This is a genomic window from Streptomyces sp. NPDC001843, from assembly GCF_042891955.1.
In the GTDB taxonomy this organism is placed as follows: Bacteria; Actinomycetota; Actinomycetes; order Streptomycetales; family Streptomycetaceae; genus Streptomyces.
On sequence record NZ_JBIATQ010000009.1, the window covers coordinates 194,733 to 220,781 of the forward strand.

At 71.2% G+C, this 26,049-nt stretch carries 22 protein-coding genes; 15 read left to right on the plus strand and 7 right to left on the minus strand.

Going from position 1 to position 26,049, the window contains the following annotated elements:
* Nucleotides 1-88: 88 nt before the first annotated feature.
* Nucleotides 89-1,702, minus strand: coding sequence for a penicillin-binding transpeptidase domain-containing protein (locus ACFYZQ_RS23470; protein WP_389150901.1), 1,614 nt, complete (start codon nt 1,700-1,702; stop codon nt 89-91).
* Between the two features lie 129 nt (nt 1,703-1,831).
* Nucleotides 1,832-2,728, minus strand: coding sequence for a LysR family transcriptional regulator (locus tag ACFYZQ_RS23475; protein ID WP_389150905.1), 897 nt, complete (start codon nt 2,726-2,728; stop codon nt 1,832-1,834).
* A 131-nt stretch (nt 2,729-2,859) separates the two neighbouring features.
* Here ACFYZQ_RS23475 and ACFYZQ_RS23480 point away from each other — a divergent pair, with 131 nt between their 5' ends.
* Nucleotides 2,860-3,249: a VOC family protein gene (locus tag ACFYZQ_RS23480; RefSeq protein WP_389150908.1), complete on the plus strand. Its 390-nt coding sequence runs from the start codon at nt 2,860-2,862 to the stop codon at nt 3,247-3,249.
* 28 nt (nt 3,250-3,277) lie between these two features.
* On the opposite strand, the gene ACFYZQ_RS23485 is transcribed toward ACFYZQ_RS23480, so the two are convergent.
* Nucleotides 3,278-3,973 carry a TetR/AcrR family transcriptional regulator C-terminal domain-containing protein gene (locus tag ACFYZQ_RS23485; protein ID WP_389150911.1) on the minus strand — a complete coding sequence of 232 codons (696 nt, stop codon included), beginning with the start codon at nt 3,971-3,973 and terminating at the stop codon, nt 3,278-3,280.
* 105 nt (nt 3,974-4,078) lie between these two features.
* Here ACFYZQ_RS23485 and ACFYZQ_RS23490 point away from each other — a divergent pair, with 105 nt between their 5' ends.
* Entirely contained in the window at nt 4,079-5,455 is a 1,377-nt protein-coding gene (locus tag ACFYZQ_RS23490; protein ID WP_389150914.1) for a serine hydrolase domain-containing protein, read from the plus strand.
* Between the two features lie 42 nt (nt 5,456-5,497).
* Here the strand turns inward: ACFYZQ_RS23490 and ACFYZQ_RS23495 are convergent, their stop codons facing one another.
* Nucleotides 5,498-7,237 carry a dolichyl-phosphate-mannose--protein mannosyltransferase gene (locus ACFYZQ_RS23495; RefSeq protein ID WP_389150917.1) on the minus strand — a complete coding sequence of 580 codons (1,740 nt, stop codon included), beginning with the start codon at nt 7,235-7,237 and terminating at the stop codon, nt 5,498-5,500.
* A 119-nt stretch (nt 7,238-7,356) separates the two neighbouring features.
* Between ACFYZQ_RS23495 and rsmI the strand changes: the two genes are divergently transcribed.
* The 6 genes from rsmI (at nt 7,357) to ACFYZQ_RS23525 (ending at nt 13,274) form a co-directional block, all read left to right on the plus strand.
* Nucleotides 7,357-8,208: a 16S rRNA (cytidine(1402)-2'-O)-methyltransferase gene (gene rsmI / locus ACFYZQ_RS23500; protein WP_389150919.1), complete on the plus strand. Its 852-nt coding sequence runs from the start codon at nt 7,357-7,359 to the stop codon at nt 8,206-8,208.
* Between the two features lie 263 nt (nt 8,209-8,471).
* Entirely contained in the window at nt 8,472-8,888 is a 417-nt protein-coding gene (locus tag ACFYZQ_RS23505; protein WP_389150922.1) for a hypothetical protein, read from the plus strand.
* A gap of 149 nt (nt 8,889-9,037) precedes the next feature.
* Complete coding sequence (locus ACFYZQ_RS23510) at nt 9,038-9,928, plus strand: TatD family hydrolase (RefSeq protein ID WP_389150925.1); 891 nt, start codon at nt 9,038-9,040, stop codon at nt 9,926-9,928.
* Between the two features lie 114 nt (nt 9,929-10,042).
* A complete protein-coding gene (locus ACFYZQ_RS23515) occupies nt 10,043-11,464 on the plus strand; it encodes a ubiquitin-like domain-containing protein (protein ID WP_389150928.1) in 1,422 nt (473 codons plus the stop codon).
* Nucleotides 11,465-11,511: 47 nt separating this feature from the next.
* Nucleotides 11,512-12,384, plus strand: coding sequence for a 16S rRNA (adenine(1518)-N(6)/adenine(1519)-N(6))-dimethyltransferase RsmA (gene rsmA, locus ACFYZQ_RS23520; RefSeq protein WP_389150931.1), 873 nt, complete (start codon nt 11,512-11,514; stop codon nt 12,382-12,384).
* Nucleotides 12,381-13,274, plus strand: coding sequence for a 4-(cytidine 5'-diphospho)-2-C-methyl-D-erythritol kinase (locus ACFYZQ_RS23525; protein WP_389150934.1), 894 nt, complete (start codon nt 12,381-12,383; stop codon nt 13,272-13,274). Before rsmA ends, ACFYZQ_RS23525 begins: the two co-directional genes overlap by 4 nt.
* A 5-nt stretch (nt 13,275-13,279) precedes the next feature.
* Here the strand turns inward: ACFYZQ_RS23525 and ACFYZQ_RS23530 are convergent, their stop codons facing one another.
* Nucleotides 13,280-13,897, minus strand: a complete 618-nt coding sequence (locus ACFYZQ_RS23530) for a Uma2 family endonuclease (protein WP_389150937.1) — start codon at nt 13,895-13,897, stop codon at nt 13,280-13,282.
* A gap of 182 nt (nt 13,898-14,079) precedes the next feature.
* Between ACFYZQ_RS23530 and ACFYZQ_RS23535 the strand changes: the two genes are divergently transcribed.
* The 4 genes from ACFYZQ_RS23535 to ACFYZQ_RS23550 all read left to right on the plus strand — a co-directional run bounded on the left by ACFYZQ_RS23535 (nt 14,080) and on the right by ACFYZQ_RS23550 (nt 20,528).
* Nucleotides 14,080-15,885, plus strand: coding sequence for an ABC-F family ATP-binding cassette domain-containing protein (locus ACFYZQ_RS23535; RefSeq protein ID WP_389150940.1), 1,806 nt, complete (start codon nt 14,080-14,082; stop codon nt 15,883-15,885).
* 214 nt (nt 15,886-16,099) lie between these two features.
* Nucleotides 16,100-17,866 (plus strand): PQQ-binding-like beta-propeller repeat protein, encoded by a 1,767-nt coding sequence (locus tag ACFYZQ_RS23540; protein ID WP_389150943.1) that lies wholly within the window; start codon nt 16,100-16,102, stop codon nt 17,864-17,866.
* A gap of 73 nt (nt 17,867-17,939) precedes the next feature.
* Nucleotides 17,940-19,649, plus strand: a complete 1,710-nt coding sequence (locus tag ACFYZQ_RS23545; protein ID WP_389150946.1) for a PQQ-binding-like beta-propeller repeat protein — start codon at nt 17,940-17,942, stop codon at nt 19,647-19,649.
* A gap of 201 nt (nt 19,650-19,850) precedes the next feature.
* Nucleotides 19,851-20,528, plus strand: a complete 678-nt coding sequence (locus ACFYZQ_RS23550; RefSeq protein WP_389150949.1) for a LuxR C-terminal-related transcriptional regulator — start codon at nt 19,851-19,853, stop codon at nt 20,526-20,528.
* Between the two features lie 133 nt (nt 20,529-20,661).
* On the opposite strand, the gene ACFYZQ_RS23555 is transcribed toward ACFYZQ_RS23550, so the two are convergent.
* Complete coding sequence (locus ACFYZQ_RS23555) at nt 20,662-20,991, minus strand: hypothetical protein (RefSeq protein ID WP_389150952.1); 330 nt, start codon at nt 20,989-20,991, stop codon at nt 20,662-20,664.
* Between the two features lie 21 nt (nt 20,992-21,012).
* The gene (locus tag ACFYZQ_RS23560; protein ID WP_389150955.1) at nt 21,013-22,698 is read right to left on the minus strand and encodes a sodium:solute symporter family protein; all 1,686 of its coding nucleotides are present in this window, start codon (nt 22,696-22,698) and stop codon (nt 21,013-21,015) included.
* Between the two features lie 121 nt (nt 22,699-22,819).
* Here ACFYZQ_RS23560 and galT point away from each other — a divergent pair, with 121 nt between their 5' ends.
* Genes galT through galK form a run of 3 tightly spaced genes read left to right on the plus strand, consistent with a single transcriptional unit; the run spans nt 22,820 to nt 26,000 of the window.
* Nucleotides 22,820-23,878, plus strand: a complete 1,059-nt coding sequence (gene galT, locus ACFYZQ_RS23565; protein ID WP_389150958.1) for a galactose-1-phosphate uridylyltransferase — start codon at nt 22,820-22,822, stop codon at nt 23,876-23,878.
* Nucleotides 23,878-24,846 carry a UDP-glucose 4-epimerase GalE gene (galE, locus tag ACFYZQ_RS23570; protein ID WP_389150961.1) on the plus strand — a complete coding sequence of 323 codons (969 nt, stop codon included), beginning with the start codon at nt 23,878-23,880 and terminating at the stop codon, nt 24,844-24,846. The genes galT and galE overlap by 1 nt, the downstream gene beginning before the upstream one ends.
* The gene (gene galK, locus ACFYZQ_RS23575) at nt 24,846-26,000 is read left to right on the plus strand and encodes a galactokinase (RefSeq protein ID WP_389150964.1); all 1,155 of its coding nucleotides are present in this window, start codon (nt 24,846-24,848) and stop codon (nt 25,998-26,000) included. The genes galE and galK overlap by 1 nt, the downstream gene beginning before the upstream one ends.
* Nucleotides 26,001-26,049: the final 49 nt, after the last annotated feature.

Consider the following 26,049-nt stretch of genomic DNA (forward strand, 5'->3'; position numbering starts at 1 on the left):
CGTATCCCCAGGGCCCCCGTTGCCCTCGTAACCCTCACAATCCCCAACGACAACGACCACCCTAGAGTCCCGATGTGCACAGGTGACGTCAGCCACCACTCCGTAGCACGCTTGCGACAATCGGGCCGGCCGCGTCGATGCCGTGACCGCCGTCCTGGGTCATCGCGGTGGCGGCGATGTCGTCGCGGTAACCGGTGAACCAGCTGTTGGACTTCGCCTGCCCGTCGACCTCCGCCGAGCCGGTCTTCGCGCCGAAGTCCGGGCCGAGGCCCGCCATCACGCCGGCCGCGGTGCCACTGGTGGCGGTGCGGTTCATCATCGAGCGGAGCTGGGCGACCGTGGTCGCGGACAGGCCCCGGGCGGTGGCGATCTCACGCCCGTCCAGTTTCGGGGAGACGATGACCGGCTGCCGGAAGACGCCCGTCATCGCGGTCGCTGTGACGGACGCCATGTTCAGCGGACTCATCTGGACCTGGCCCTGCCCGATCAGGTTGGCGGCCTTGTCGGGGCCGTCGGAGGCGGGGACACGGCCGTCGAAGGACGGGACGCCGACCTTCCAGTTGTTCCGGCCGAGCCCGAACCGTTCCTCCGCCTCCGTCTCGAGGGAGTTCACCTTCACCTCGTCCGCGAACTTCACGAAGGCCGTGTTGCAGGAGCGGGCGAAGCTTTCGGAGAGGGTCGCGTGGTCGTCGGGTGCCAGGCCCTTGAGGTTGTGGAAGGTCTGGCTCAGTGACACGGCGGACGGCGGGCAGGGCGCCGGGCCGCTCGCCGTGGCCTTGCCCATGTCGATGAGGGTGGCCGCGCTGAGGATCTTCATCGTGGAGCCGGGTGCGAGCTCACCGAGGAAGGCGGCGTTGAAGCCGTCGTCGCGGTGGTTGGCGACCGCGAGTACCTCTCCGGTGCTGGGCTTGAGGGCCACCACCGACGACTCGGTGTACTTGGCCACGGCCGTCTCGGCCGCCGCCTGGACGCTCGCGCTGAGCGTCGTCGGGAGCCTGCCCGCCCTGCCCTTGGCGAGGGTGAGGAGGGTGGTGTCCGCGGTGTTCTGGTCCGCGTGTCTGATCACCAGCTCGACGCCGGGCGTGCCGCCCGCCTTGTCACCGTACCGGCGGCGCAGTTCGTCCAGGACCGGCCCGAGAGACGGGTACTTCTCCTTCGTCAGCACCTTCCCGTCGCGGTCCACGGCCTCGATCGGCGCCTTCGCCGTGTCACCGGTGACGAGTGTGTCGCCCTTGCGCAGCCGCGGGTACACGACGGACGGCTGCCAGTCGACCAGCGCCCGGTGCGTGGTCTCGCCGCGCACCACCGTCAGCCGGCTCCTGTACTCGAGGGGCTTGGACACGCCCTTGTACGCCACCGTCGCCCGCACGGTGAAGGGCACGGTGTCCCCGCTCGCGGCACCGGGTGTGACACGCACCTTCGTGATGTGCGCCTCCTGCCCGTACGCCGTCAGCAACGACGCGGCGTCCTCCGGGTAGTTGGTGTACGAGGCCGCGGTCGCCGCCCGCCCCTTCTCCCAGGCCGTGAAGAACTTCCCTGTGGTCTCCTTCACCTCGGCACCGGACGGCGGTCCCGTCCGCACGGACGCCGTCCCGCCGTCGTCGTTCAAGGCGGACAGGATGTTGTACGCCCCGTACCCGGCCCCGCCGACCAGGACCACGAACACCCCGCCCACGACGGCGACCTTGACCCCTTTGCGCATGCGCGCTCTCCTCCCCCGTTCCCCGCCCCCCGTTACCGTCCTCGCACTGTAAGTGACATGTCAGATATCTGTGAGGGCGGTTTGCGGAACGGTGTCCGAACGGAGATCAAGGATGTGCCCGGATGTGCGTCATGGGTGGGCTTCCGGCCGTATATGTGAACCGTCGTCCAGCAGGGAGAGGAAGGCGGAGGCCGCGGGTGACGGTGTGAACCGGCTCCAGACGAGGTGCTCCACCCGTACCGGCCCGTTGGTGATCGGCACGCACCGCAGTCCGTGCAGTTCCGCGGTGAACGCCGCGGGCAGCAGGGCGATGCCCAGTCCGTGGCGGACCATACGGACCATGAGCTCGACGCCGGACACCTCGAAGGCGACCTCGCGCCGCAGCCCGGCCGCCGTGAACGCCTGGTCGGACTGGGCGCGGGCGGCGCTGCCCCCGGCGAAGTCCACGAACACCTCGTCGGCGAGGAGGCGAAGGTCCACCTCGTCCTTCGCGGCCAGCGGGTGCTCGGGGGCGACCACCGCGACGTGCTGCCCGTGGGCGAGTTCCCTGTCACGGACGCCCTGCGGCCGGAACCCCGGCGGTGCGCCGAGGAAGGCCACGTCCACGCCGCCGTCCCGGACCTGCTCGACGAGCCGCTCACTGGAGCCCGCCCGGAGACTGATCCGCACCTCGGGATAGCGCAGGCGGTAGTCCCGGAGCACGGCCGGGAGGTCGACGGCCGCCACGGTGGGGATGGATCCGACGGTCAGCGTGCCCCGTATCTCGCCGGTGGCCGCCGCCACCTCCGCCCGGGCCCGCTCGGCCGCGTCCAGGGCCTGACGGGCGGCCGGCAGGAACGCCTCCCCGGCGGCGGTCAGCCGCACCCGGCGGCTGGTCCGGTCGAACAGCCGGGCGCCCAGTTCCTTCTCCAGCCGGGCCACCTGGTGGCTGAGCGCGGACTGGACGATGTGGCACCGCTCGGCGGCGCGGGTGAAGCTGGCCGTCTCCGCCACCGCGAGGACGTAACGCATCTGCTGGAGATCCATCCGTCCATCGTGAAACGCGATGGATCGGATGACAAACATGTGTTGGACCCATGGATACCTGCTCGGCGATGCTCGAACCACCGGCAACCGGCACCGGCGCCCCCGGCGCCCCGAATCCGCGGGAGACCCCCATGCGTGTGATCGCCTTCGACCATCTCGTCCTGAACGTCGCCGACATCGAGCGCTCGCTCGCCTTCTACACCGGCCCCCTGGGCCTGGAACCGGTGCGGGTGGAGGAGTGGCGGGCCGGCAAGGTGCCCTTCCCGTCCGTGCGGGTGAGCCCCACCACGATCATCGACCTCGTCGAGGCGCCCGCCGACCGGCCGCAGGGCTCCAACGTCGACCACATCTGCCTGGTGGTCGAGCCGCTCGACTGGCAGCAGGTCGTCGACTCCGGCGTCTTCACGGTCCTGGACGGCCCCGGCGAACGCTTCGGCGCCCGTGGCACCGCGCTCTCCCTCTACGTGCAGGACCCGGACCGCAACACGGTGGAACTGCGCTGGTACCCGCAGGCCGACTGAGTGCCGGCCGGGTGCCGTCCCCGAGGGGTCACTCGCTCCGGCCCGCGCGGTCGGCGGTGAGGCGGGCCTCGAAACCGTCCAGGAGGGACTGGAGGCCGAACGCGAAGGTGTCGTCGGGCGCCGCGGCGTACTCCGTGGCGGCGGTGGTGCCGAGGCGTTCACGCAGGCGAGGGAACTGCATGGCTGTCTCGGTGGCGCGCGTCATGGCGTCGGCCATCTGCTGTTCGGCGTCCGCGCCGTTCCTGCTCAGCCGGCGGTTCAGCGAGACCTGCGCGGCGGGGCCGAGGGCGCTGCCGAGCACGAAGGTCAGCACGGTGGCGGCCGCCTGGTCCGCGCGGGCCGCGCTGAAGCCCGCCTTCTCGTAGATGGCGAGGCTGAGGTCGTTGTGCCGGGCCTGGCCTGTTCCGTACAGGAAGTTGCTGCCGAACGCCTGGACGAGCCAGGGGTGCCGGGTGAGCATCGCGTGCACACCGGTGGCGTGGGCGGTGGCGGCCGTGCGCCAGTCGGTGGCGTCGAGATCGGGCAGTTCGACCTCGTGCCAGATCGCGTCGCCGGCGAGTCGGACCAGCTCGTCCTTGGTCTTGATGTGCCAGTAGACGGCCGTGGCGGCCGAGCCGAGCCGTTTCGCCAGGCTCCGCATGTTGAGCCCGTCCAGCCCCTCTTCGTCGAGCAGCTCGATGGCGGCACGGACGATCCGGTCTGCGGTCAGGTTGTCTCGTGGCATGGCCCACACCCTACTTGAACTTAGTTCTGGTCGGCTCTTGCACTTAGTTCGAGCGGTGCCCTACGCTCCTTCTCGTACTTAGTTCAAGTGCTGGAGGGGGAAACCATGTCGCAGGACAAGCTGTCGGAGTTCGTCAGGACACAGGCCGTGGAGCTCGGCGTTCCCGGCGTCGCCGTCGGGGTGCTCGTGGACGGCCAGGAGCTCTACGCCTCGCACGGCGTGACGAGCCTGAGCAACCCGCTGCCGGTCGACGAGAGGACGCTGTTCCATCTGGCGTCGGTGTCCAAGACCTTCACGGCGACCGCGCTGATGCGCCTGGTCGCCGAGGGAAAGGTGGACCTGCACGCGCCGGTGCGGAGCTACGTGCCCGAGCTGGAACTCGCCGACGAGCAGGCCGCGGCGCGGATCACCGTCCTCAATCTGCTCAACCACACCGCGGGCCTGGACTGGAACCTGATCGACGACGGCGAGGGCGACCGCTCCCTGGCCGGACTCGTGGCGAAACTGCCCCAGCTGCCGCTGATCGCACCGCCCGGGACCCGCGCCTCCTACAGCCAGGCCGGATACAACCTGGCCGGGCGGATCGTCGAGAAGGTCACGGGCCTGCCCTTCGAGCAGGCCATGGCCTCGCTCCTCCTGGAACCGGTGGGCCTCGAGGACACGGTGTACGGGCTGACGGAGGTGATGCTCCGCAAGTTCGCCGTGGGCCACAACCGCGGCGACGACGGCGAACTGCGCCCCGCCCGCCCCTGGGCGGCGTTCCGGGAGGGCGCGCGCGGCGACAACCCCGGCGGCGGCCTCGCCTCCTCGGTGAGCGACCTGCTGCGCTGGGCACGGTTCCAACTCGGCGACGGCGAGCGCGTGCTGCCGGCCGCGGAGCTGCACCGTATGCGGGAGCAGACGGTCGGGCTGCGCGCCAGCACACTCGGCGACGGCTTCGGCATCTGCTGGTTCCTGCACGACCTGGACGGCGCCCAGGGCATCGGCCACGGCGGTTCGGGCAACGGCCAGTTCGCCGAGCTGCTCATCGTGCCCGAGCGCAACTTCGCGGTGGTCTCCCTGGCCAACGTCGGCCCGGACGGCTACCCCTTCAACCAGTCCGTCGTGCGCTGGGCACTGGAGCACTACCTCGGCATCGTCGAGAAGACGGTGGAGCCGCTCCCGTACGACGAGGGGCAGGCCAAGCAGTTCGCCGGCCGCTACGAGATCGACGCCATGAACCTCGACATCGACTCCGACGGCACCCGTCTCACCCTGGCGGTCGGGATCAAGCCGGAGATCCGCGCGGCGTCGGACGAGGAGATGCCCCCGGACTACCCGGCCGCGGGCATCGGCATCCTTCCCGGCGACGGCGACGAGTACATCGTCACGGAAGGCGGTCTCAAGGGGCAGCGCGGCTACTTCTCCCGCGACGCCGCCGGCGCGATCACCGGCGTCGACCTCGCCGGCCGGCTCTTCGGCCGGGTCGCGGGAGCATCCTGACCCGACACCGGAAGGGGCGGTCCAGAGGGCCGCCCCGCCCGGCTAGACCCACGTGTCGATCCACATCCGCGACCGCCAGTCGTCGATCGGGATCGCGGTGCCCGTGTACAGGGGCCAGAAGTAGATGAAGTTCCACGCGATCAGCAGCACCAGCACGCCCGCCCCCGACGCGCCGATCAGGCGGCGGGTGTCGGTGGAGCCCGGGCGGCCGACGAGCGCGCCGATCAGCATCGCCACCGCCAGGCAGAGGAACGGGACGAAGACGACGGCGTAGAAGAGGAAGATCGTGCGCTGCTGGTACATGAACCAGGGGAGGTAGCCGGCCGCGATGCCGCAGGCGATGGCGCCCGCCCGCCAGTCACGGCGGAAGGCCCAGCGCCACAGGATGTAGAGGATCGCGAGGCAGGCCGTCCACCACAGCAGGGGCGTGCCGATGGCGAGGACCTCGCGGGCACACTTCTGGCCCGCGTCGGCCGGGCAGCCGTCGACACCGGGGGAGGGGGACTCGTAGAAGTACGAGACCGGGCGGCCCAGGACGAGCCAGCTCCACGGGTTGGACTGGTACGTGTGCGGGGTCGACAGGCCGACGTGGAACTTGTACACCTCGTGCTCGTAGTGCCACAGGCTGCGCACCCAGTCCGGCAGGAACGTCCAGTGACCGCCCCTGCCGTCGGTGGCCGCCCAGTTGCGGAAGTAGCCGCCGGAGCCGTCGGTGGGGGAGAGGATCCAGCCGAGCCAGGACAGCAGGTACACCGCGATCGCCACCGGGACCATGGACAGGAAGGCCAGGCCGGTGTCGTACTTGAGGACGGCCAGGTAGGGGTGCCGGGCACCGGCCACCCTGCGGGCGCCGACGTCCCACAGCACGGCCATCAGACAGAACGCGGCCAGGATGTACAGGCCGTTCCACTTGGTGCCGATGGCGAGGCCCAGCAGCACACCGGCCCCCCAGCGCCAGGGGCGCCACCCCAGGCGGAGGGTGTCGGCGACCTGGGCGTCCGGGCGCAGGCGGCCGTCGGCGTCCACGGGCAGCGCGGCGGCGAGCCGCTCCCGGGCCCGGTCGCGGTCGACGACCAGACAGCCGAAGGCGGCCAGCACGAAGAACATCAGCACGCCGTCGAGCAGCGAGGTCCGGCTCATGACGAAGTGCAGGCCGTCCACCGCCATCAGCGCACCGGCGAGACAGCCGAGGAACGTGGAGCGGAACATGCGGCGGCCGATGCGGCACAGCAGGAGCACCGACAGGGTGCCGAGCAGCGCCGTCATGAAGCGCCAGCCGAACGGGTCGAAGCCGAAGACCAGCTCGCCGAGCCCGATGACGTACTTGCCGACCGGCGGGTGCACGACGTACGAGGCGTCCGTCGGGACGGCGATGTGGCCGTTCGTCTGGACGATCAGGTCGTTGGCGTTCTTGTTCCAGTTGACCTCGAAGCCGCGGTGGACGAGCGCCCAGGCGTCCTTGGCGTAGTACGTCTCGTCGAATATCACCTTCTTCGGGCTGCCCAGGTCCCAGAACCGCAGCAGGCCCGCCATCAGCGTCACCAGCAGCGGACCGCCCCAGCCCGACCAGCGGTTGACCCGCTCGGCGAGGGTCGGCGGCACGCCCAGGGACGCCCACAGACGGGAGCTGGGCTCGGCGTACGGCGGCACCAGGCGGTCGCGGAGGTCGCCTCTCGGCCCCGCCGTGTAGCCGAATCGGCGCAGCCGCTGCTGCCACCCAGGCCGCTGGTCTTGCGGGGCCCGGCCCTGCCGGATGTCGGTGGAGGACGCGGTACTGGTCACCGCGCCATCGTAGGGAACCGTTCTGTGTGAGTCCCGTGCATGGGGGGTACCGGTCGCACTGCGTCCGGTCCCGCGGGCCTTCCCGGAGGCCTCCCGCCGGCCCCTGAGAGGATGACGGCGTGACTGGAACCCTTGTTTTGGCGGGCACCCCCATCGGCGACATCGCGGACGCGCCGCCCCGGCTCGCCGAGGAACTGGCCGGCGCCGATGTCGTGGCCGCCGAGGACACGCGCCGGCTGCGCCGGCTCACGCAGGCCCTCGGGGTGACGCCCAAGGGGCGGGTGGTGTCGTACTTCGAGGGCAACGAGTCCGCCCGGACACCGGAGCTGGTCGAGGAGCTCGTGAACGGCGCGCGCGTGCTGCTGGTGACGGACGCCGGGATGCCGTCGGTGTCCGACCCCGGGTACCGGCTGGTCGCCGCGGCCGTCGAGCGGGACGTCCGGGTCACCGCCGTCCCCGGGCCGTCCGCCGTGCTCACCGCGCTGGCGCTGTCCGGGCTGCCCGTCGACCGGTTCTGCTTCGAGGGCTTCCTGCCGAGGAAGGCGGGGGAGCGGCTGACCCGGCTGCGGGAGGTCACCGAGGAGCGTCGCACGCTCGTGTACTTCGAGGCGCCGCACCGGCTCGACGACACCCTCGCCGCCATGGCCGAGGTCTTCGGCGGTGAGCGGCGGGCCGCCGTCTGCCGGGAGCTGACCAAGACGTACGAGGAGGTGCGGCGCGGCCCGCTCGCCGAACTGGCGGCCTGGGCCGCCGAGGGCGTGCGCGGCGAGATCACCGTCGTCGTCGAGGGCGCCGCCGAGCGCGGTCCCGAGGAACTGGACGCCGCGGAACTGGTGCGCCGGGTCAAGGTCCGGGAGGAGGCGGGGGAGCGCCGCAAGGAGGCGATCGCGGCGGTGGCCGTGGAGGCGGGGATCCCCAAGCGTGAGGTGTTCGACGCAGTCGTGGCGGCCAAGAACGCCGGGGGGTTGTGAGGAAGCAGGGGGTGCGAAAGAAGGTGTGAAGGGGCTCACACCCCCTCTGAGCAGGCCTCTTCACCCATGAGCGTGCGCCCCATGGCGGGGCAAAGCAGGGCCGCCGAAGGCAAAGCGCAGACCCCGCCGCCGGGGCCGGTACGGCAAGGAACGCCCAAATCGCCTCCAACACTCGACAGGCCTGCTGCATTCACGTCGGCGGGAGAGTCCACTGGTCAGCAGGGACGCACCTGTCCCTCGCCCCCAAGGGGAGGAGAGCTGGCATGAGTGAGATCGCTGGGCAGACCGGCCCGCGCGGTACCGCGGCGGCAGTCGTTCACGAGTCGTATTCCTTCGCCTGCATGCGGTGCGGGCACGGCTGGGAACAGTCGTACGAGATAGAGCACCACACGGACGCGGACGGACACGAGTTCGTCATGTACGTGTGCGGTGGTCAGGTCGTGCCGTCCCCGCTGAGCCGGCCCGCGTGCCGGAACTGCGACGGACACGTGGTGCGGATCATGCGAGCCGGCCAGGTCTCGGCGGTACGCGACGCCGTCGCGCGGTCCCGCGCACCGCAGGCCGGTCCCGTGGAGGCGCCGAAGGCCCCTGAGGAGGCACCGGCGGACCGGGCCGACGGGGAACACCACCACTGGCACCTGTCCGACCTTCTCCACCCGTTCCAGCGCAAGGCGAGCTGACCGCCAGGGCCTGTCCGGCGGATCATGCCGCGGACACGGGGCCTGGCACGCCCTCCCCGCTCTCGGCTTCGCTCGAGCGGGCGGTGCCCCCACCGGCGTTGTCGTCGGTTGCCGACGGGCCGGGCATGCCCCTTTCGTAGGATCGGGGCATGCCTTCGAACACCTCCGCCGCGGCCGAGAAGAACGCGGCACCGCCCCTCCCGGAGCCCCTCCGGATGCCGGTCGCCGACTCCCACACCCACCTCGACATGCAGTCCGGCTCGGTCGAGGAGGGCCTCGAGAAGGCCGCGGCGGTGGGCGTGACGACCGTCGTCCAGGTCGGCTGCGACATCAAGGGCTCGCAGTGGGCCGCCGAGACCGCGGCGACGTACGACAGCGTGCACGCGACGGTCGCCCTGCACCCGAACGAGGCCCCGCGCATCGTCCACGGGGATCCTGACGGCTGGTCGCGGCAGGGCGCCCGCGAGCCCGGCGGGGACGCCGCGCTGGACGAGGCGCTCGCCGAGATCGACCGGCTGGCCGGACTGCCGCAGGTGAAGGGGGTCGGCGAGACGGGACTCGACTACTTCCGCACCGGCCCGGAGGGCAAGGCGGCGCAGGAGCGGTCCTTCCGGGCGCACATGGAGATCGCCAAGCGCCGGGGCAAAGCACTCGTCATCCACGACCGCGACGCCCACGCCGACGTCCTGCGCGTGCTGAAGGAGGAGGGCGCACCCGAGCGCACCGTCTTCCACTGCTACTCCGGTGACGCCGAGATGGCCGAGATCTGCGCCCGCGAGGGCTACTACATGTCCTTCGCCGGCAACGTCACCTTCAAGAACGCCCAGAACCTGCGCGACGCCCTCGCCGTCGCCCCGCTCGAACTGATCCTCGTGGAGACCGACGCGCCCTTCCTGACGCCGGCGCCCTACCGGGGGCGCCCGAACGCCCCGTACCTCGTCCCCGTCACGGTCCGTGCCATGGCCGCCGTGCGCGGCATCGACGAGGACACCCTCGCCACGGCGCTGGCCGCGAACACGGCCCGCGCCTTCGGTTACTGATCGTACGTTCGGACGGCGACGGTCCGTAGTCGCGTCGCTTTGGAGAGTGACGTCCGCTCCGCTAGGTTCTGGGGGCCCGATCCGGACCCCTCTGGCCCTCTGGAGCGTGTCGGCGTGAGCAAGCCGCAGTACGAGCCGTACGAGACCCACGAGCCGTACGAGTCGTACCAGCCGTACCAGCCGTACGGTCATGGCGCCTCCGTGCAGCGTGCGGAGACCGTGGCGTACGGCGTGTACGAGGACACCTACCGGCCCGCGTACGAGGCGCAGGCGTGCCTCGTCACCGAGCCCGCGCCGCCGCGGCGGACGGCGAGCCGGCCCGCGACGGCGGTCCCGGCGCCCGAAGCGCCCGCCGCGGCCGCGGTGACCGCGGCGGACGCGGTGGCCGCGGCGGCCGACGGGCGGGCCGGGCGCAGGCGCAGGGCCCGTCGGCCCGAACGGCCAGAGACGGCCGTGCGCCGGCTGCTGCCGCAGGCACTGGTCGTCGCGGTCCTCGCCGGCGGCACCACCGCTTTCGTCGCCAAGGACAAGGCCGTCGAGCTGAACGTCGACGGCAGACCCCGCACGCTGCACACCTTCGCCGACGACGTGACCGAACTGCTCGCCGAGGAGGACGTACCGGTCGGCGCGCACGACGTCGTGGTACCCGCCCCCGGCGTCCCCCTGGCCAGCGGCGACGAGGTCGCGGTGCACTACGGGCGCCCCCTGCGGCTCACGCTCGACGGGCAGCGCCAGGAGGTGTGGACGACGGCACACACGGTCCAGGAGGCGCTGGAGCAGATGGGAGTGCGCGCCGAGGGCGCCTACCTGTCGACGTCGCGCTCCCGGCGCATCGGACGCGCCGGCCTCGCGCTCGACGTGCGCACCGAACGCGCGGTCACCATCATGGCGGACGGCCGCGCCCGGACCATCCGCACCAACGCGGCGACCGTACGGGAGGCGGTGACCCAGGCCGGGATCACCCTCCACGGCCAGGACACCACCTCCGTGCCGCCCGGCAGCTTCCCGCGCGACGGGCAGACGGTGACCGTGCTGCGGATCACCGGCGCCAAGGAGGTCCGCGAGGAGGCCATCCCCTTCGAGGTGCGGCGGAGAGACGACCCCTCGCTGCTGCGGGGCACGGTCGTCGTCGAACAGGCCGGGCAGCCGGGGCTCAGACGGGTCACCTACCACCAGCGGATCGTCAACGGGGTCAGGCAGGAGCCGCGCCGCGAGAAGTCCGAGGTGGTGCGCGACCCCCGGCCACAACTGGTGAAGGTGGGCACCAAACCGCACCCCCCGTCCGTGCGGGGCACCGGCCACCTCGACTGGAAGGGGCTCGCGGTCTGCGAGTCCGGAGGCCGGCCCGACGCGGTGGACTCCTCCGGGACGTACGGCGGCCTCTACCAGTTCGACACCCGCACCTGGCACAGCCTCGGCGGCCTCGGCCGCCCCCAGGACGCCCCGGCGGAGGAACAGACGTACCGGGCGAAGAAGCTGTACGTCCGGAAAGGGGCCGCTCCCTGGCCGCACTGCGGGGGCCGGTTGCACGGGTGAGGAGCAGGGCCGCGGGAGCGCCTGCCGCCGCCCCGTACCCTTGTCGGGTGAACAGCCCCACCCCCGACGCCCTGCTGGGCCCCGCCGACATCCGTGAACTGGCGGCCGCCCTCGGTGTGCGCCCCACCAAGCAGCGCGGCCAGAACTTCGTGATCGACGCGAACACGGTCCGCCGGATCGTGCGCACCGCCGAGGTCCGCCCGGACGACGTGGTGGTGGAGGTCGGCCCGGGGCTCGGCTCCCTCACCCTCGCCCTGCTGGAGGTCGCCGACCGCGTCACGGCCGTCGAGATCGACGACGTCCTCGCCGCCGCACTGCCCGCCACGATCGCCGCCCGCATGCCGGGGCGCGCCGACCGGTTCGCGCTGGTCCACTCCGACGCCATGCACGTGACCGAACTGCCGGGGCCCGCCCCGACCGCGCTGGTGGCGAACCTGCCGTACAACGTGGCGGTGCCGGTGCTGCTGCACATGCTCGACACCTTCCCCGGCATCGAACGCACCCTGGTGATGGTGCAGTCCGAGGTCGCCGACCGGCTCGCCGCCGCGCCCGGCTCGAAGGTGTACGGCGTCCCGTCCGTCAAGGCCAACTGGTACGCCGAGGTCAAGCGGGCCGGCGCCATCGGGCGCAACGTCTTCTGGCCCGCGCCCAACGTCGACAGCGGGCTGGTCTCGCTCGTGCGCCGGGCCGAGCCGGTCAAGACCACGGCGTCGAAGAGGGAGGTCTTCGCGGTGGTCGACGCGGCGTTCGCACAGCGCCGCAAGACCCTGCGGGCCGCGCTCGCCGGGTGGGCCGGATCGGCGGCGGCCGCCGAGGCGGCCCTGGTCGCGGCCGGGATCTCGCCGCAGGCGCGCGGGGAGTCCCTGACGGTCGAGGAGTTCGCGCGCATCGCGGAGAAGAAGGAGCCCGGTCAGCTGTGAGCGTCACGGTACGCGTCCCCGCCAAGGTCAACGTCCAGCTCGCGGTGGGCGCCGCCCGCCCCGACGGCTACCACGACCTGGCCAACGTCTTCCTCGCCGTCGGCCTGTACGACGAGGTCACGGTCACCCCGGCCGGTGAACTGTGCGTCACCTGCGAGGGGCCGGACGCCGAGCAGGTCCCCCTGGACCGTACGAACCTCGCCGCGCGCGCCGCCCTCAGCCTCGCGGAGCGCCGGGGCATCGAGCCCGCCGTGCACATCCACATCGCCAAGGACATCCCGGTCGCCGGGGGCATGGCGGGCGGCAGCGCGGACGGCGCGGGTGCGCTGGTCGCCTGCGACGCGCTGTGGGGAACGGGGGCTTCGCGGGCCGAGCTGCTGGAGATCTGCGCCGAGTTGGGCAGCGACGTGCCGTTCAGTCTGGTGGGGGGCGCGGCGCTCGGGGTCGGGCGCGGCGAGCGGCTGACCGCGCTGGAGGTCGGCGGGACCTTCCACTGGGTGTTCGCGATGGCCGGGCGGGGGCTGTCCACCCCGGCGGTCTTCCGCGAGTTCGACCGGCTGGCCGAGGGGCGGGAGATTCCGGAGCCGGTGGCCTCGGCGGAGCTGGTGGAGGCGCTGGCGAAGGGGGATGCGGAGGCGCTGGCGGGGGCGGTGTCGAACGACCTTCAGCCTGCCGCGCTCTCCCTGTTCCCGGAGCTGGCCGACACGCTGAGCGCGGGGCGGGCGGCGGGGGCCCTGGCAGCGCTGGTGTCAGGGTCGGGGCCGACGACGGCGTTCCTGGTGCGCGATGCGGAGTCGGCGGCGGCGGTGGCCGAGGCGCTGCGTGCGTCGGGGACGTGCCGGACGGTGCGGGTTGCGGCGGGGCCCGCACCGGGGGCGACGGTGGTTTGAGCGGCTCAGAGGGCGTCGATGGCGGTCAGGTCGATGTCGATGGGGTAGGGCTTGGCGACTTCGATTCGGTCGCGATGCATGCCGACGTGCACGTACGCCCTGGTGACCGGGTCGAGTTCGTAGACGTGGATCACAGGCCTGCCGGTCTGTCCGTTCTCCTCGACCCGCCAGAAGTTCTCGATCCCGGCGCGGGCGTACTTGTGCGGCTTGGTGGTGCGGTCACGGGATTCGGAGTCGGGGGATACAACCTCGATGGCCAGGAACACGTCCCTGGCCTCATAGCTGGTCTGGCCGGGCCCGATCACCGCATCCGCCCGGATCACACTGACGTCGGGCTCGGGACCGTTGCGTTTGTCGAGCACTACGGTCATCTCTCGGCTGACCTTGAACTCGGGCGGCAGGTTCTGACGCAGTCCTTGGACCAGCAGGTCGATGACATTGGCATGGAAACGACGCTGCGGGCTCACGAAGACCAGGCTCCCGTCGATCAACTGGGTGTGCGGCGGGAGGTCGGGCAATGTGAACAAGTCGTCCACGCTCCAGCCGTCCGCTGGAGGCACAGGCCACGGCGAGGTCGGCTCGGCATCGGGCGCGGCGGCCTCGGAGATCGGCTCGGCAGTCATGGTTCCTCCCATGGCGGGATCGTGCAGCCTGCCTTCCCACCGTAGCGGCCGTATCCCGATCAAGTCACCACAAAGAGTGATCGACTGCTCACGCGCCGCCCCCCACCCCACAGGCCCTACGCTAGAAGGCTGACCCACGCGGCGGAGCCGCACATCGATACAGTCCCGCCCGCAGGAGTGAAATGGCCGTCAACCTGGTCAATGTCGAGAACGTCAGCAAGGTGTACGGCACGCGTGCGCTGCTGGACGGTGTCTCGCTCGGCGTGTCCGAAGGGGACCGGATCGGGGTCGTCGGCCGCAACGGCGACGGCAAGACCACCCTCATCCGGATGCTGGCCAAGGTGGAGGAGGCCGACACCGGCCGGGTCACGCACTCCGGCGGGCTGCGGCTCGGGGTGCTCACCCAGCACGACTCCCTCGACCCCGAGGCCACCGTGCGGCACGAGGTCATCGGCGACATGGCCGACCACGAGTGGGCGGGCAACGCCAAGGTCAGGGACGTACTGACGGGGCTGTTCGGCGGGCTCGACCTGCCGGGCTTCCCCAAGGGGCTCGACACCGTCATCGGGCCCCTGTCCGGTGGCGAGCGGCGACGGATCGCGCTGGCCAAGCTGCTCATCGAGGAGCAGGACCTGCTCGTCCTGGACGAGCCGACGAACCACCTCGACGTCGAGGGCATCGCCTGGCTGGCCCGGCACCTGCGGGAGCGGCGCTCGGCGCTGGTGTGCGTCACCCACGACCGGTGGTTCCTCGACCAGGTGTGCACGCGCATGTGGGACGTGCAGAGGGGGACCGTCTACGAGTACGAGGGCGGCTACTCCGACTACGTCTTCGCCCGTGCCGAACGCGAGCGCATCGCGGCCACCGAGGAGACCAAGCGGCAGAACCTGGTCCGCAAGGAGCTGGCCTGGCTGCGGCGCGGGGCGCCCGCACGCACCTCCAAGCCGCGCTTCCGCGTGGAGGCCGCCAACGAGCTGATCAAGGACGTGCCGCCGCCCCGGGACAGCAGCGAGCTGATGAAGTTCGCCTCCTCCCGGCTCGGGAAGACCGTGTTCGAGCTCGAGGACATCACCGTCCAGGCCGGCCCCAAGGTGCTGCTGAAGCACGTCACCTGGCAGCTCGGCCCGGGTGACCGCATCGGCCTGGTCGGCGTCAACGGCGCCGGGAAGACCTCCCTGCTGCGGGCCATGGCCGAGGCGGCACGCACGGAGGGCGAGGCACAGCCCGCCGGCGGGCGCATCGCCGTCGGGAAGACCGTGAAGCTCGCCTACCTCTCCCAGGAGGTCGCCGAGCTGGACCCCGACTGGCGGGTCCTGGAGGCCGTGCAGCGGGTGCGCGAGCGCGTCGACCTCGGCAAGGGGCGGGAGATGACCGCCGGCCAGCTCTGCGAGACGTTCGGCTTCGGCAAGGAGAAGCAGTGGACGCCGGTCGGCGACCTGTCGGGTGGTGAGCGGCGCCGGCTGCAGCTGCTGCGGCTGCTGATGGACGAGCCCAACGTCCTCTTCCTCGACGAGCCCACCAACGACCTCGACATCGAGACCCTCACCCAGCTCGAGGACGTCCTCGACGGCTGGCCCGGCTCGATGATCGTCATCTCCCACGACCGGTTCTTCGTCGAGCGCACCACCGACCGCGTGTACGCCCTCCTCGGCGACGGCACCCTGCGGATGCTGCCGCGCGGCATCGACGAGTACCTGGAGCGACGGCAGCGGATGGAGGAGGCGGTCGCCTCCTCCGCCGCCTCGGCCGCCAAGCCGGCCGTCCCCGAGAAGAGCGCCGCCGACCAGCGGGCCGCCAAGAAGGAACTGCAGAAGATCGAGCGGCAGTTGGACCGCGTCTCCGAGAAGGAGTCCAAGCTGCACGCCCAAATCGCGGACAACGCCACGGACTTCGCCAAGGTCGCCGAACTCGACGCTCAGCTCCGCGAATTGACCGGTGAGCGCGAGGAACTGGAGTTGCGTTGGCTGGAACTCGCCGAGGACGCGTAGGCGGGGCGCGCGCCGCGCGCAGATGCGGTGAAGGCGCGTAACGGCGGCATCACGGGCCGGTCCTCCCTTGGGAACAGGGGTTGGTCCGGCCCGCTGCGTTGTCCGACCCGAGTGGTAGAAAGAGCGGTCCGACAACAGTCTGAGTACGACCTTGGGGCCGTGAAGGAACCTTGGGGCGTGGCTAAAAATCAGTGAACGAGGGGGAGACGCGCTGATGACCCAGCCGCCCGAACATCCGCCGCAGCAGGGCGGTTTCGGCCCACCGCAGACCCCGCCCGCCGGGCCGCCCCAGCCTCAGCCGGGATACGGCTACCCGCAGCAGCCCGGCCCCTACGCCCAGCCCGGCCCCCACGCCCAGCCCGGCCCCTACGCCGGGGCGCCCGGCACGCCCGGCACGCCCGGCACGCCCGGCCCGTACGGCCAGCCGCCGCAACCGGGGCCGTACGGGCAGCCGTACGGACCGCAGTACGCCCAGCAGCCCGGGTACGGATACCCGCAGCAGCCGCAGTACCCCGGCGCCCCCGGCACACCGCCGCCCGGCGGTCCGCGCGGTCCCTTCAGGGGGAAGCCCGCCCTGGTCATCGGTGCGGCGGTGGCTGCGCTGCTGGTCGTCGGCGGCACCGTGTACGCGGTCGCCGGCGGTGACGACGGCGGCGGGAAGAAGCCGGTCGCGCGAAAGAGCGACGCCGGCGAGCCCACAGCCGCCGGCACCCCGGTCAATCCCGGTGACGGCAGCGGCGACGGCAAGGCCGGCCCGCAGGACCTCAACGCGGACCGGAAGCCCGGCGAGGCCAAGGTGCTCTGGTACAAGACGGCACCGGACGCGCCCGGTTCCGGCGCCGAGGCACCCGGGATGTGGATCACCGGCAGGACGGCGGTGAAGGCCGCCTACAAGCAGGTCTTCGCCTACGACGTCGGTGACGGCAACCCCACCTGGGCTCCCCTCACGTTCCCGCAGAAGATCTGCGCCGTCACCCCGCAGAAGTCGGCCGACGACAAGATCGTCGTGGCGTACATGAGCGGCACCAGCGACCGCGCCAAGTGCAACCGGCTCCAGCAGATCGACCTGAACACGGGGAAGAAGGGCTGGAGCGGCACGGTCGCCGACGGCGAACTCTTCGACAGCGCGCTCGACGTGGGCCTGACCATCAGCGGCAAGGTCCTGATGGTGGGCCGCTCGCAGTCGGGTACGGCGTACGACCTCGGCAGCGGCAAGAAGCTGTACGACAAGAAGAGGTACGGCACCGACTGCTTCCCGACCGCGTTCGCCGGCGGCACCGGCCGACTGGTCTCCGTCGCCTCCTGCGGCGCCGGCGGAAGCAACGAGCACGACGAGATCCAGTCGCTGGACCCGGCCACCGGCAAGGTCAGGTGGACCCAGAAGGTCAAGAAGGGCTGGACGGTCGCGCGGACCTACTCCGTCGACCCGCTCGTGGTCTACCTGACCAACGAGGACAAGAAGGTGTGGAACATCTCCACCTTCACCGCCGACGGCAGGTTCCGCTCCGAGGTCAAGGTCGACGAGAAGTTCGCCCCGCAGTGCGGCTGGGCCGTGCTGGAGCGCGACCTCCAGGGCTGCCAGGGCGTCGCGGCCGACGCCGACACGCTGTACCTGCCGACCGACACGAGCGGTGGCGCCAACGAGATCGTCGCGATCAGCCTGGCGAACGGCAAGGCGAAGTGGCGCGTGAAGTCCCCGACGGACGAGTCGATGACCCCGGTCGAGGTGGAGGGCGGCAAGCTCGTCGCGTACGTGCACCCCTCCTACGACACGGGCGGCCAGGTCGTGTCCATCCCGACCGGCGGCTCGAGCCACAGGACCACGAAGCTGCTGCAGAACCCCAGCGGCACCGCGGAGATCGAGGACGGCTTCTACGACGGAGCCGTGGACTGGGCCGACGGGCGCTTCTACATCTCTTCCACCCGGCTGTCCGGCAACGACGACGCCAAGGAGAAGCTGATGCTCGCCTTCGGCCAGTGAGACCGGCCCCCGCCGCAGCCCACCTCCCTCCCCGCTTCCCCGCTCCCGGGCTTCCTTCCGAGGTACACCAGCCATGACCCAGCCGCCGCCCCCGCCGCCGAACCAGCCCCCGCAGCAGGGCGGCTTCGGCCCGCCGCAGCCACCACAGCCCCCGCCCCAGCAGCCCGGCTACGGCTACCCTCACGCGCCGCAGCCGCCCCAGGCTCCGCCCCAGCAGTCCGGCTACGGCTACCCCGGCCGGCAGCCGAACCCGTACGCCCAGCAGCCGACCGCGTACGGTCAGCCCGGCTACGGCTACCCGGGACAGCCGACCATGCCGATGCAGCCGCAGCCCGGGCAGCCCGGCGGTGGCGGGCGGAAGACGAACACCTCCCTGGTGATCGTCGTCTCGGCGCTGGTCGCGATCGCCCTGATCATCGGCGGTGGGGTCTGGTACGCGAAGTCCGGCCGTGGCGACGGCAAGCAGGACACCGCCGGCTCCAGCGGCGGCGGCAAGGGCGGCACCGGCGGCACGTCCTCGGGCGGCAAGGAGAAGGTGCCCGCCGACACCGCCTCCGACGTCCTCTTCAAGGTCCCGCTGCCCAAGGCGAACGACACGGTCGTCACCAGCGGCTCCTGGATCACCGACAAGGTGTACGCCAAGAGCGGCGTCGCCCGGATCACCGGCTACGACCCCGGCGACGGCAGCGAGCTGTGGACGGTCGCACTGCCCGGCCCGGTCTGCGCGGCCGCGAACCACGTCACGTCCGACGGCCTGACGGCGGTCACGTTCCAGCCGAAGATGCCGAAGAAGGGATCCTCCGAGGGCTGCAGCCAGGTCGCGGCGATCGACCTGAACGCGGGCAAGAGGCTCTGGACGAAGTCGGTCGACTCCGGAGACCGCGCGATCGGTCTCGACAACGTGACGGTCGCGCAGAGCACCGTCGCCGTCGGCAGCACCAGCGGCGGCGCCGCCTTCGACATCACCTCCGGCAAGGTGCTGTGGCAGCCGAAGCCGAGCGACAGCTGCTACGACGCCGGGTACGGCGGCGGCGAGAAGCTGGTGGCGGTGCGCAAGTGCAGCGACAGAGACAGCCGTCAGCTGCACATCCAGACCATCGACCCGACGTCCGGGAAGGTGATCTCCGAGTACAAGATGTCCGAGGGCATCGAGTACGCCTCCGTCGTCTCCACCGACCCGCTGGTGGTCGCGGCCGACGTCGGCGACAGCGCGGGCGACGGCAGCGGCGTCTCGGACTACTTCTCCATCGACAACCGGACCGGGAAGCTGCGCACCCGGATCGCCGCGCCGAGCGACTCCTACGGCGGCCACTGCGACGGCATCACCCGCGTCGAGTTCTGCCAGGGGATCGTCGTCGGCAACGACAGGCTGTACGTGCCGACCGAGGAGAAGGAAGGCAGCGACAAGTTCAGCAGGACCAACGAGATCGTCGCCTTCGACCTGGCCACCGGCAAGCAGACCGGCCAGCGCGCCGACGCCGGCGACGGCTACACGATCCACCCGGTGCGCATGGACGGCGGCAACCTGATCGCGTACAAGCGTCCGCCCTACGACAAGGGCGGGCAGGTCGTCAGCATCGCCGGCGGCTCCTTCAAGGAGACCAAGCTGCTGGAGAACCCCGCCACCGGGCCGGGGCACGAAGCGGAGACCCGCATGGGGCCGGACTCCGCGGAGATCCTCTTCTCCCGGGGCCGTCTGTACATGTCGGCGGTCTACGCGCACAAGCCGGACTCCACGAACGGCGACGAGTACCTGGTCGTCGCCTTCGGCACCGGAAACTGATCACCCATCAGACCCGGTGAATGCGCGGAATAGCAGGAATTTCAGCGTTCCGGGGCACTTCTCACCAGTAGGGGCAGCGCGACGTCGAACAAGCGTGTAGCTTCCGGGGGCATGAGGGGCGGGGTGCCGGGGGGCCCTCTGTCCATGTGGACCGTGGGCATCCATAGTGAGGCATCCATGGGGGGGACTGGGGGTTGCTCTATGGGAGTGCGGCTCATGGTGGTCGACGACCACCGACTGCTCGCGGAGGCACTGGCCTCGGCGCTCAAGCTGCGCGGACACCGGGTACTCGCCGCGGCGGCACCGGCCGCGGGCGCGGCGGACCTGGTGATCAGCCGGGCGCCGGAGGTGTGCCTGCTGGGCACGGCGGCGCCCGCGGAGCCGGGGATCTTCGACCCCGTGGTGAAGATCAAGCGGGAGCGCCCGCAGGTCGCGGTCCTCGTGCTCGGCCCGGTCCCCTCGCCCCGGGGGATCGCGGCGGCCTTCGCGGCGGGCGCCTCCGGCTACGTCCGGCACGACGAGCGCATCGAGGGCGTGGAGCGGGCGATCATGAAGGCCAGGGCCGGGGAGGCCGCGGTCGCCCCCCAGCTCCTGCAGGGCGCGTTCAGTGAACTCCTCAACCCCGCCGCCCAGCCCGACGACGAGGGCCAGCGCCTCCTGCAGATGCTCACCCCGCGTGAGGTGGAGGTCCTGGTCCGCGTCGCCGACGGCGAGGACACCCGCCTGATCGCGGCAGGCATGGGCATCGCCCCGTCGACGGCCCGGACCCACGTCCAGCGGGTCCTGATGAAACTGGGCGTCGGCTCCCGCCTGGAGGCGGCAGCGCTGGCCGCGCGCACGGGGTTGTTGGACCGGGCGTCGGCCGGGCCGGAGCTTTGAGCGCCGGTCAGCATTACTCAGCCCGTCTGGGGGTGCCCCCTCTGGGGGAGTTTGAGGACGAGGCCGTTCAGGCCGACGCGGGGGTCCGGGGGCGGCAGCCCCCGGTACGGCCCGCATCGTTCCGCGGTACCTCTCACTCGCCCTCGGCGTCACCGGCCTCCGGCGGAAGTTCCACAGGAGGCGGCGTGGGCCGCAGCTTCAGCCACGCCAGGAAGAACAACCCCAGCAGCAGCATCCCGATGCCGGTCCACAGGTTGATGTTGATGCCCTGCGCCCTGGCGATCTCCGCGTCGGAGTCGGTGATCCCGGCGATCGTGACGATGATCCCGTACACGACGAACAGGCCGCCGATGATCCGCCGCAGGTCGAAGATCCGCGCGGCCGTGGCCGACTTCTGCTCCAGCTCGGTGACTTCCCGCTGGACGTCTTCCTCGGAGTACCAGGAGTGTTCGGACTCGGACATGGTCTTTCCATCCTCCCGCGGTCAGAGCGAGAACGAGAACGGGACGTAGCAGGCGGCGGCCAGGATCACCGCGCCCCAGCCCAGCAGCGCGGGCCGGCGGTACCAGGCCTCGTCCCCGGGGGCGGGTGGTTCGGCCATGCCGGGCGAGCGGGTGCCGTACACCAGACCCTGCAGCTCGTGCTCCGGCTTCGGCCGCGTGAACAGCGACACCGCGACCATGACCACCGCACCGGCGACGAACCCCGCGATGGCGGAGACGAAGTTCGCGCCCTGGTCGGTGGGGATGCCGATGATGCCCTTCTTGTAGAAGACGAAGTAGTTGACCATCGCGGTCACCGTCCCGGCGAGCAGCCCCCAGAACCCGGACTTCGCGGACGCGCGCTTCCAGAACATGCCGACGATGAAGGCGACGAACATCGGCACGTTGAAGAAGGAGAACAGCGTCTGCAGGTAGGCCATGATGTTGGAGAAGGACGACGCGAGGAACGCCGTGCCGATGGACGCCACCACGCCGATCGCCGTGATCAGCCGTCCGAACCGCACGTAGTACCCGTCCTCACGGCCCCGGACCACGTACCTCCCCCAGATGTCGTTGGTGAACACCGTGTTGAAGGACGACACGTTGGCCGCCATGCCCGCCATGAAGGCGGCGAGCAGACCGGTGACGGCGATGCCGAGCACACCGTTGGGCAGCAGCCGCGACATCAGGTACGGGATGGCGTCGTTGTACTGCAGGCCCGAGGCGGACGTGCCGATCTTCGGTACCAGCGCCGCCGCGACCAGGCCCGGGATCATCACCAGGAAGACGATGAAGATCTTCGGGTACGCCGCGATCAGCGGGGTGCGCTGGGAGGCGGAGAGGTTCTTCGCGGACAGGGCGCGCTGCACCTCGGCGAAGTTCGTCGTCCAGTAGCCGAAGGACAGCACGAAGCCGAGGCCGAGGACGATGGTCAGCCAGTTCGCGCCGAGCGGGTTGGCGTGGCCGATGCCGGTGCCGCCCCAGGCGGTGGTGAAGTTCGCGCCGTGCCGCGCGGTGAGCTTGTCGGTCAGACCGCCCCAGCCGCCCACCCGCTTCAGCCCGAGGACCGTGATCGGGATGAGGGCCGCCAGGATGACGAAGAACTGGAGCACCTCGTTGTAGATCGCGGAGGACAGACCGCCGAGGGTGATGTATGCCAGCACGAAGGCGCCGGCGACCACGATGGCCACCCACTGCGGCCAGCCCAGCAGCGCCTCGACGACGATCGCGAGGGCGTACAGGTTCACCCCGGAGATCAGGATGGCCGCGAACGCGAACAGGATGGAACTGAGCAGGTGGGCGCCCTTGTCGAAGCGCAGCAGCAGGAACTCGGGCACCGAGCGGACCTTGCTGCCGTAGTAGAAGGGCATCATGACCAGGCCGAGGAAGACCATGGCCGGGATGGCGCCGACCCAGTACCAGTGGACGGTGTACGCGCCGTACTGTGCGCTGTTGGCCGCCATGCCCAGGATCTCGGTGGCCGCCAGGTTGGCCGAGATGAAGGCGAGACCGGTGATCCAGGCGGGCAGGGAACGTCCGGACAGGAAGAAGTCGAGACTGGTCTTCACCGACCGGCGGGCGGCGAAACCGATGCCCAGGACGACGACGAAGTAGATCGCGAGGATCGTGTAGTCGAGCCAGTTGGTCGGGAGCCGGAGCTCGGCGGCCAGGATTGTGGGGGTTCGCATGCGGCGCTCACCTTGCTTGGTGTTCTTTGTTTGGTTGTGATGGTGACGTGCGTGGGGGTTTGTGCTTTGATGTGTTCGGTTCTGTTTGGTGCCTTGCTGGGTGTACGGATGGAGAGTCGCGGTGAAGAAGACCTCGACCCGGTTGGCCGACGGGCGTGAGCTCATCTACTACGACCTGAAGGACGACGCGGTACGCGACGCGGTGGACCGGCGCCCGCTCGAGCGCACGGTCACCACTTCGGAGGTACGCCACGACCCGCTGCTCGGCGATGCGGTGGCCATCGCCTCGCACCGGCAGGGCCGCACCTACCACCCGCCGGCCGACGAGTGCCCCCTGTGCCCGTCGCAGGGGGACCGCCTGAGCGAGATCCCGGACTCGTCGTACGACGTCGTCGTCTTCGAGAATCGTTTCCCCTCGCTGGCCGGCGACTCGGGCCGCTGCGAGGTCGTCTGCTTCACCTCCGACCACAACGCCTCCTTCGCCGACCTCACCGAGGAACAGGCGCGGCTGGTGCTGGACGCCTGGACCGACCGGACCTCCGAGCTGTCGCACCTCTCCTCGGTCGAGCAGGTCTTCTGCTTCGAGAACCGCGGGGCCGAGATCGGCGTGACGCTGGGGCATCCGCACGGACAGATCTACGCGTACCCCTTCACCACCCCCCGCACCGCACTGATGCTGCGCTCGCTGGCGGCCCACAAGGACGCCACCGGCGGGGAGAACCTCTTCGACACCGTCCTGGAGAGCGAACTCGCCGATGAGCGGGTCGTCCTTGAGGGTGAACACTGGGTCGCCTTCGTGCCGTACGCCGCGCACTGGCCCTACGAGGTCCACCTGTACCCCAGGCGCCGTGTCCCCGATCTGCTCGCGCTGGACGAGGCGGCACGCTCAGAGTTCCCCAAGGTTTATCTGGAACTCTTGAGGCGCTTCGACCGGATCTTCGGCGACGGTGAACCTCCCACGCCGTACATCGCCGCCTGGCACCAGGCGCCGTTCGGCCAGCTGGAGGACTTCGAGGGCGTGACGCGGGACGACTTCGCGCTCCACCTCGAGCTCTTCACCATCCGCCGCACCTCCGGCAAGCTCAAGTTCCTCGCGGGTTCCGAGTCCGGCATGAGCGTGTTCATCAACGACGTGCCGCCGGAGCGCGCGGCCCAGCGACTGCGAGAGGTAGCGAGTTGATGAGCGGGAAGTACCTGGTGACGGGCGGCGCGGGTTACGTCGGCAGCGTGGTCGCCCAGCACCTGCTGGAAGCCGGCCACGAGGTCACCGTCCTGGACAACCTCTCCACCGGCTTCCGCGAGGGCGTGCCCGCCGGGGCCGCCTTCGTCGAGGGCGACATCCGCGACGCGGGCAAGTGGCTCGACCCCTCCTACGACGGCGTCCTGCACTTCGCCGCGTCCTCCCAGGTCGGCGAGTCGGTCGTGAAGCCCGAGAAGTACTGGGACAACAACGTCGGCGGCACCATGGCCCTGCTCGGCGCCATGCGTGAGGCGGGCGTGCGCCGGCTCGTCTTCTCCTCCACGGCCGCCACCTACGGCGAGCCGGAGCAGGTCCCGATCGTCGAGACCGCCCCGACCAAGCCCACCAACCCCTACGGTGCCTCCAAGCTCGCCGTCGACCACATGATCACCGGCGAGGCCGCGGCCCACGGGCTCGGCGCGGTCTCGCTGCGCTACTTCAACGTGGCCGGCGCCTACGGCGCGCAGGGCGAGCGCCACGACCCCGAGTCCCACCTGATCCCGCTGGTCCTCCAGGTCGCCCAGGGCCGCCGCGAGTCCATCTCCGTCTTCGGCGACGACTACCCGACCCCGGACGGCACCTGCGTCCGCGACTACATCCACGTCGCGGACCTCGCCGAGGCCCACCTGCTGGCCGTCAAGGCCGCGACCCCCGGCGAGCACCTGATCTGCAACCTCGGCAACGGTGAGGGCTTCTCCGTCCGCGAGGTCATCGAGACCGTCCGCAAGGTCACCGGCCACCCCATCCCGGAGGTCGTGGCCCCGCGCCGCGGCGGCGACCCGGCGGTCCTGGTCGCGTCCGCCCAGGCCGCCCGCGAGCGCCTGGGCTGGCAGCCCTCCCGCACCGACCTCGCGGGTATCGTCGCGGACGCGTGGGAGTTCGCCCAGCACATCGCAAGGGAGCAGTAGTGGGGGCACAGCAGGTCCGCGAGGACTTCGCCGCACTGTACGGAGCCGAGCCGGAGGGCGTCTGGTCGGCGCCCGGCCGCGTCAACCTGATCGGCGAGCACACCGACTACAACGACGGCTTCGTCATGCCGTTCGCACTGCCGCACGAGGCGACGGCCGCGGTGTCGCGCCGCGCCGACGGCGTGCTCCGCCTCCACTCCGCGGACATCGAGGGAGGTGTCGCGGAACTCTCCCTGGACGCCCTCGCCCCCGAGAGCGACCGCGAGTGGACGGCGTACCCGGCGGGCGTGGTCTGGGCGCTGCGCGAGGCCGGCCACCCGGTCACCGGCGCCGACATCCACCTGTCCTCGACCGTCCCGACCGGCGCGGGCCTGTCGTCCTCGGCGGCCCTGGAGGTCGTCGTCGCGCTCGCCCTGAACGACCTGTACGAGCTCGGCCTGCAGCGCTGGCAGCTCGCCCGCCTGTGCCAGCGTGCCGAGAACGTCTACGTCGGCGCCCCCACCGGCATCATGGACCAGACCGCGTCCGCGTGCTGCGAGGAGGGCCACGCCCTCTTCCTCGACACCCGTGACCTGTCCCAGCAGCAGATCCCCTTCGACCTCGCGGCCGAGGGAATGCGGCTGCTGGTCGTCGACACCCAGGTCAAGCACGCCCACAGCGGCGGCGAGTACGGCAAGCGGCGCGCTGGCTGTGAGAAGGGCGCCGCACTGCTCGGCGTGGACGCCCTGCGCGACATCCCCTACGACGAACTCGACCAGGCCCTCGCCCGCCTCGGCGACGAGGAGGAGGTGCGCCGTCTGGTACGCCACGTCGTCACCGAGGACCAGCGGGTCGAGCGGGTCGTCTCCCTGCTCCAGGCGGGCGAGACCCGGGCGATCGGCCCGGTGCTGACCGAGGGCCACGCCTCCCTGCGGGACGACTTCCGCATCTCCTGCCCCGAGCTGGACCTGGTCGTCGACACCGCGCTCGCCCACGGCGCCCTGGGCGCCCGGATGACCGGCGGCGGCTTCGGCGGCTCGGCGATCGTCCTCGCGGAGGCCGCCGACGTCGACACCATCACCAAGTCCGTAGAGGACGCCTTCGCCACGGCGGGCTTCACGGCCCCCCGCGTCTTCGAGGCGGTACCGGCACCGGGGGCGCGACGGGTGGGCTGACGCACCGCTCACCCGGACCACACCGGCCCGTACGCGACGCACGCGTGCG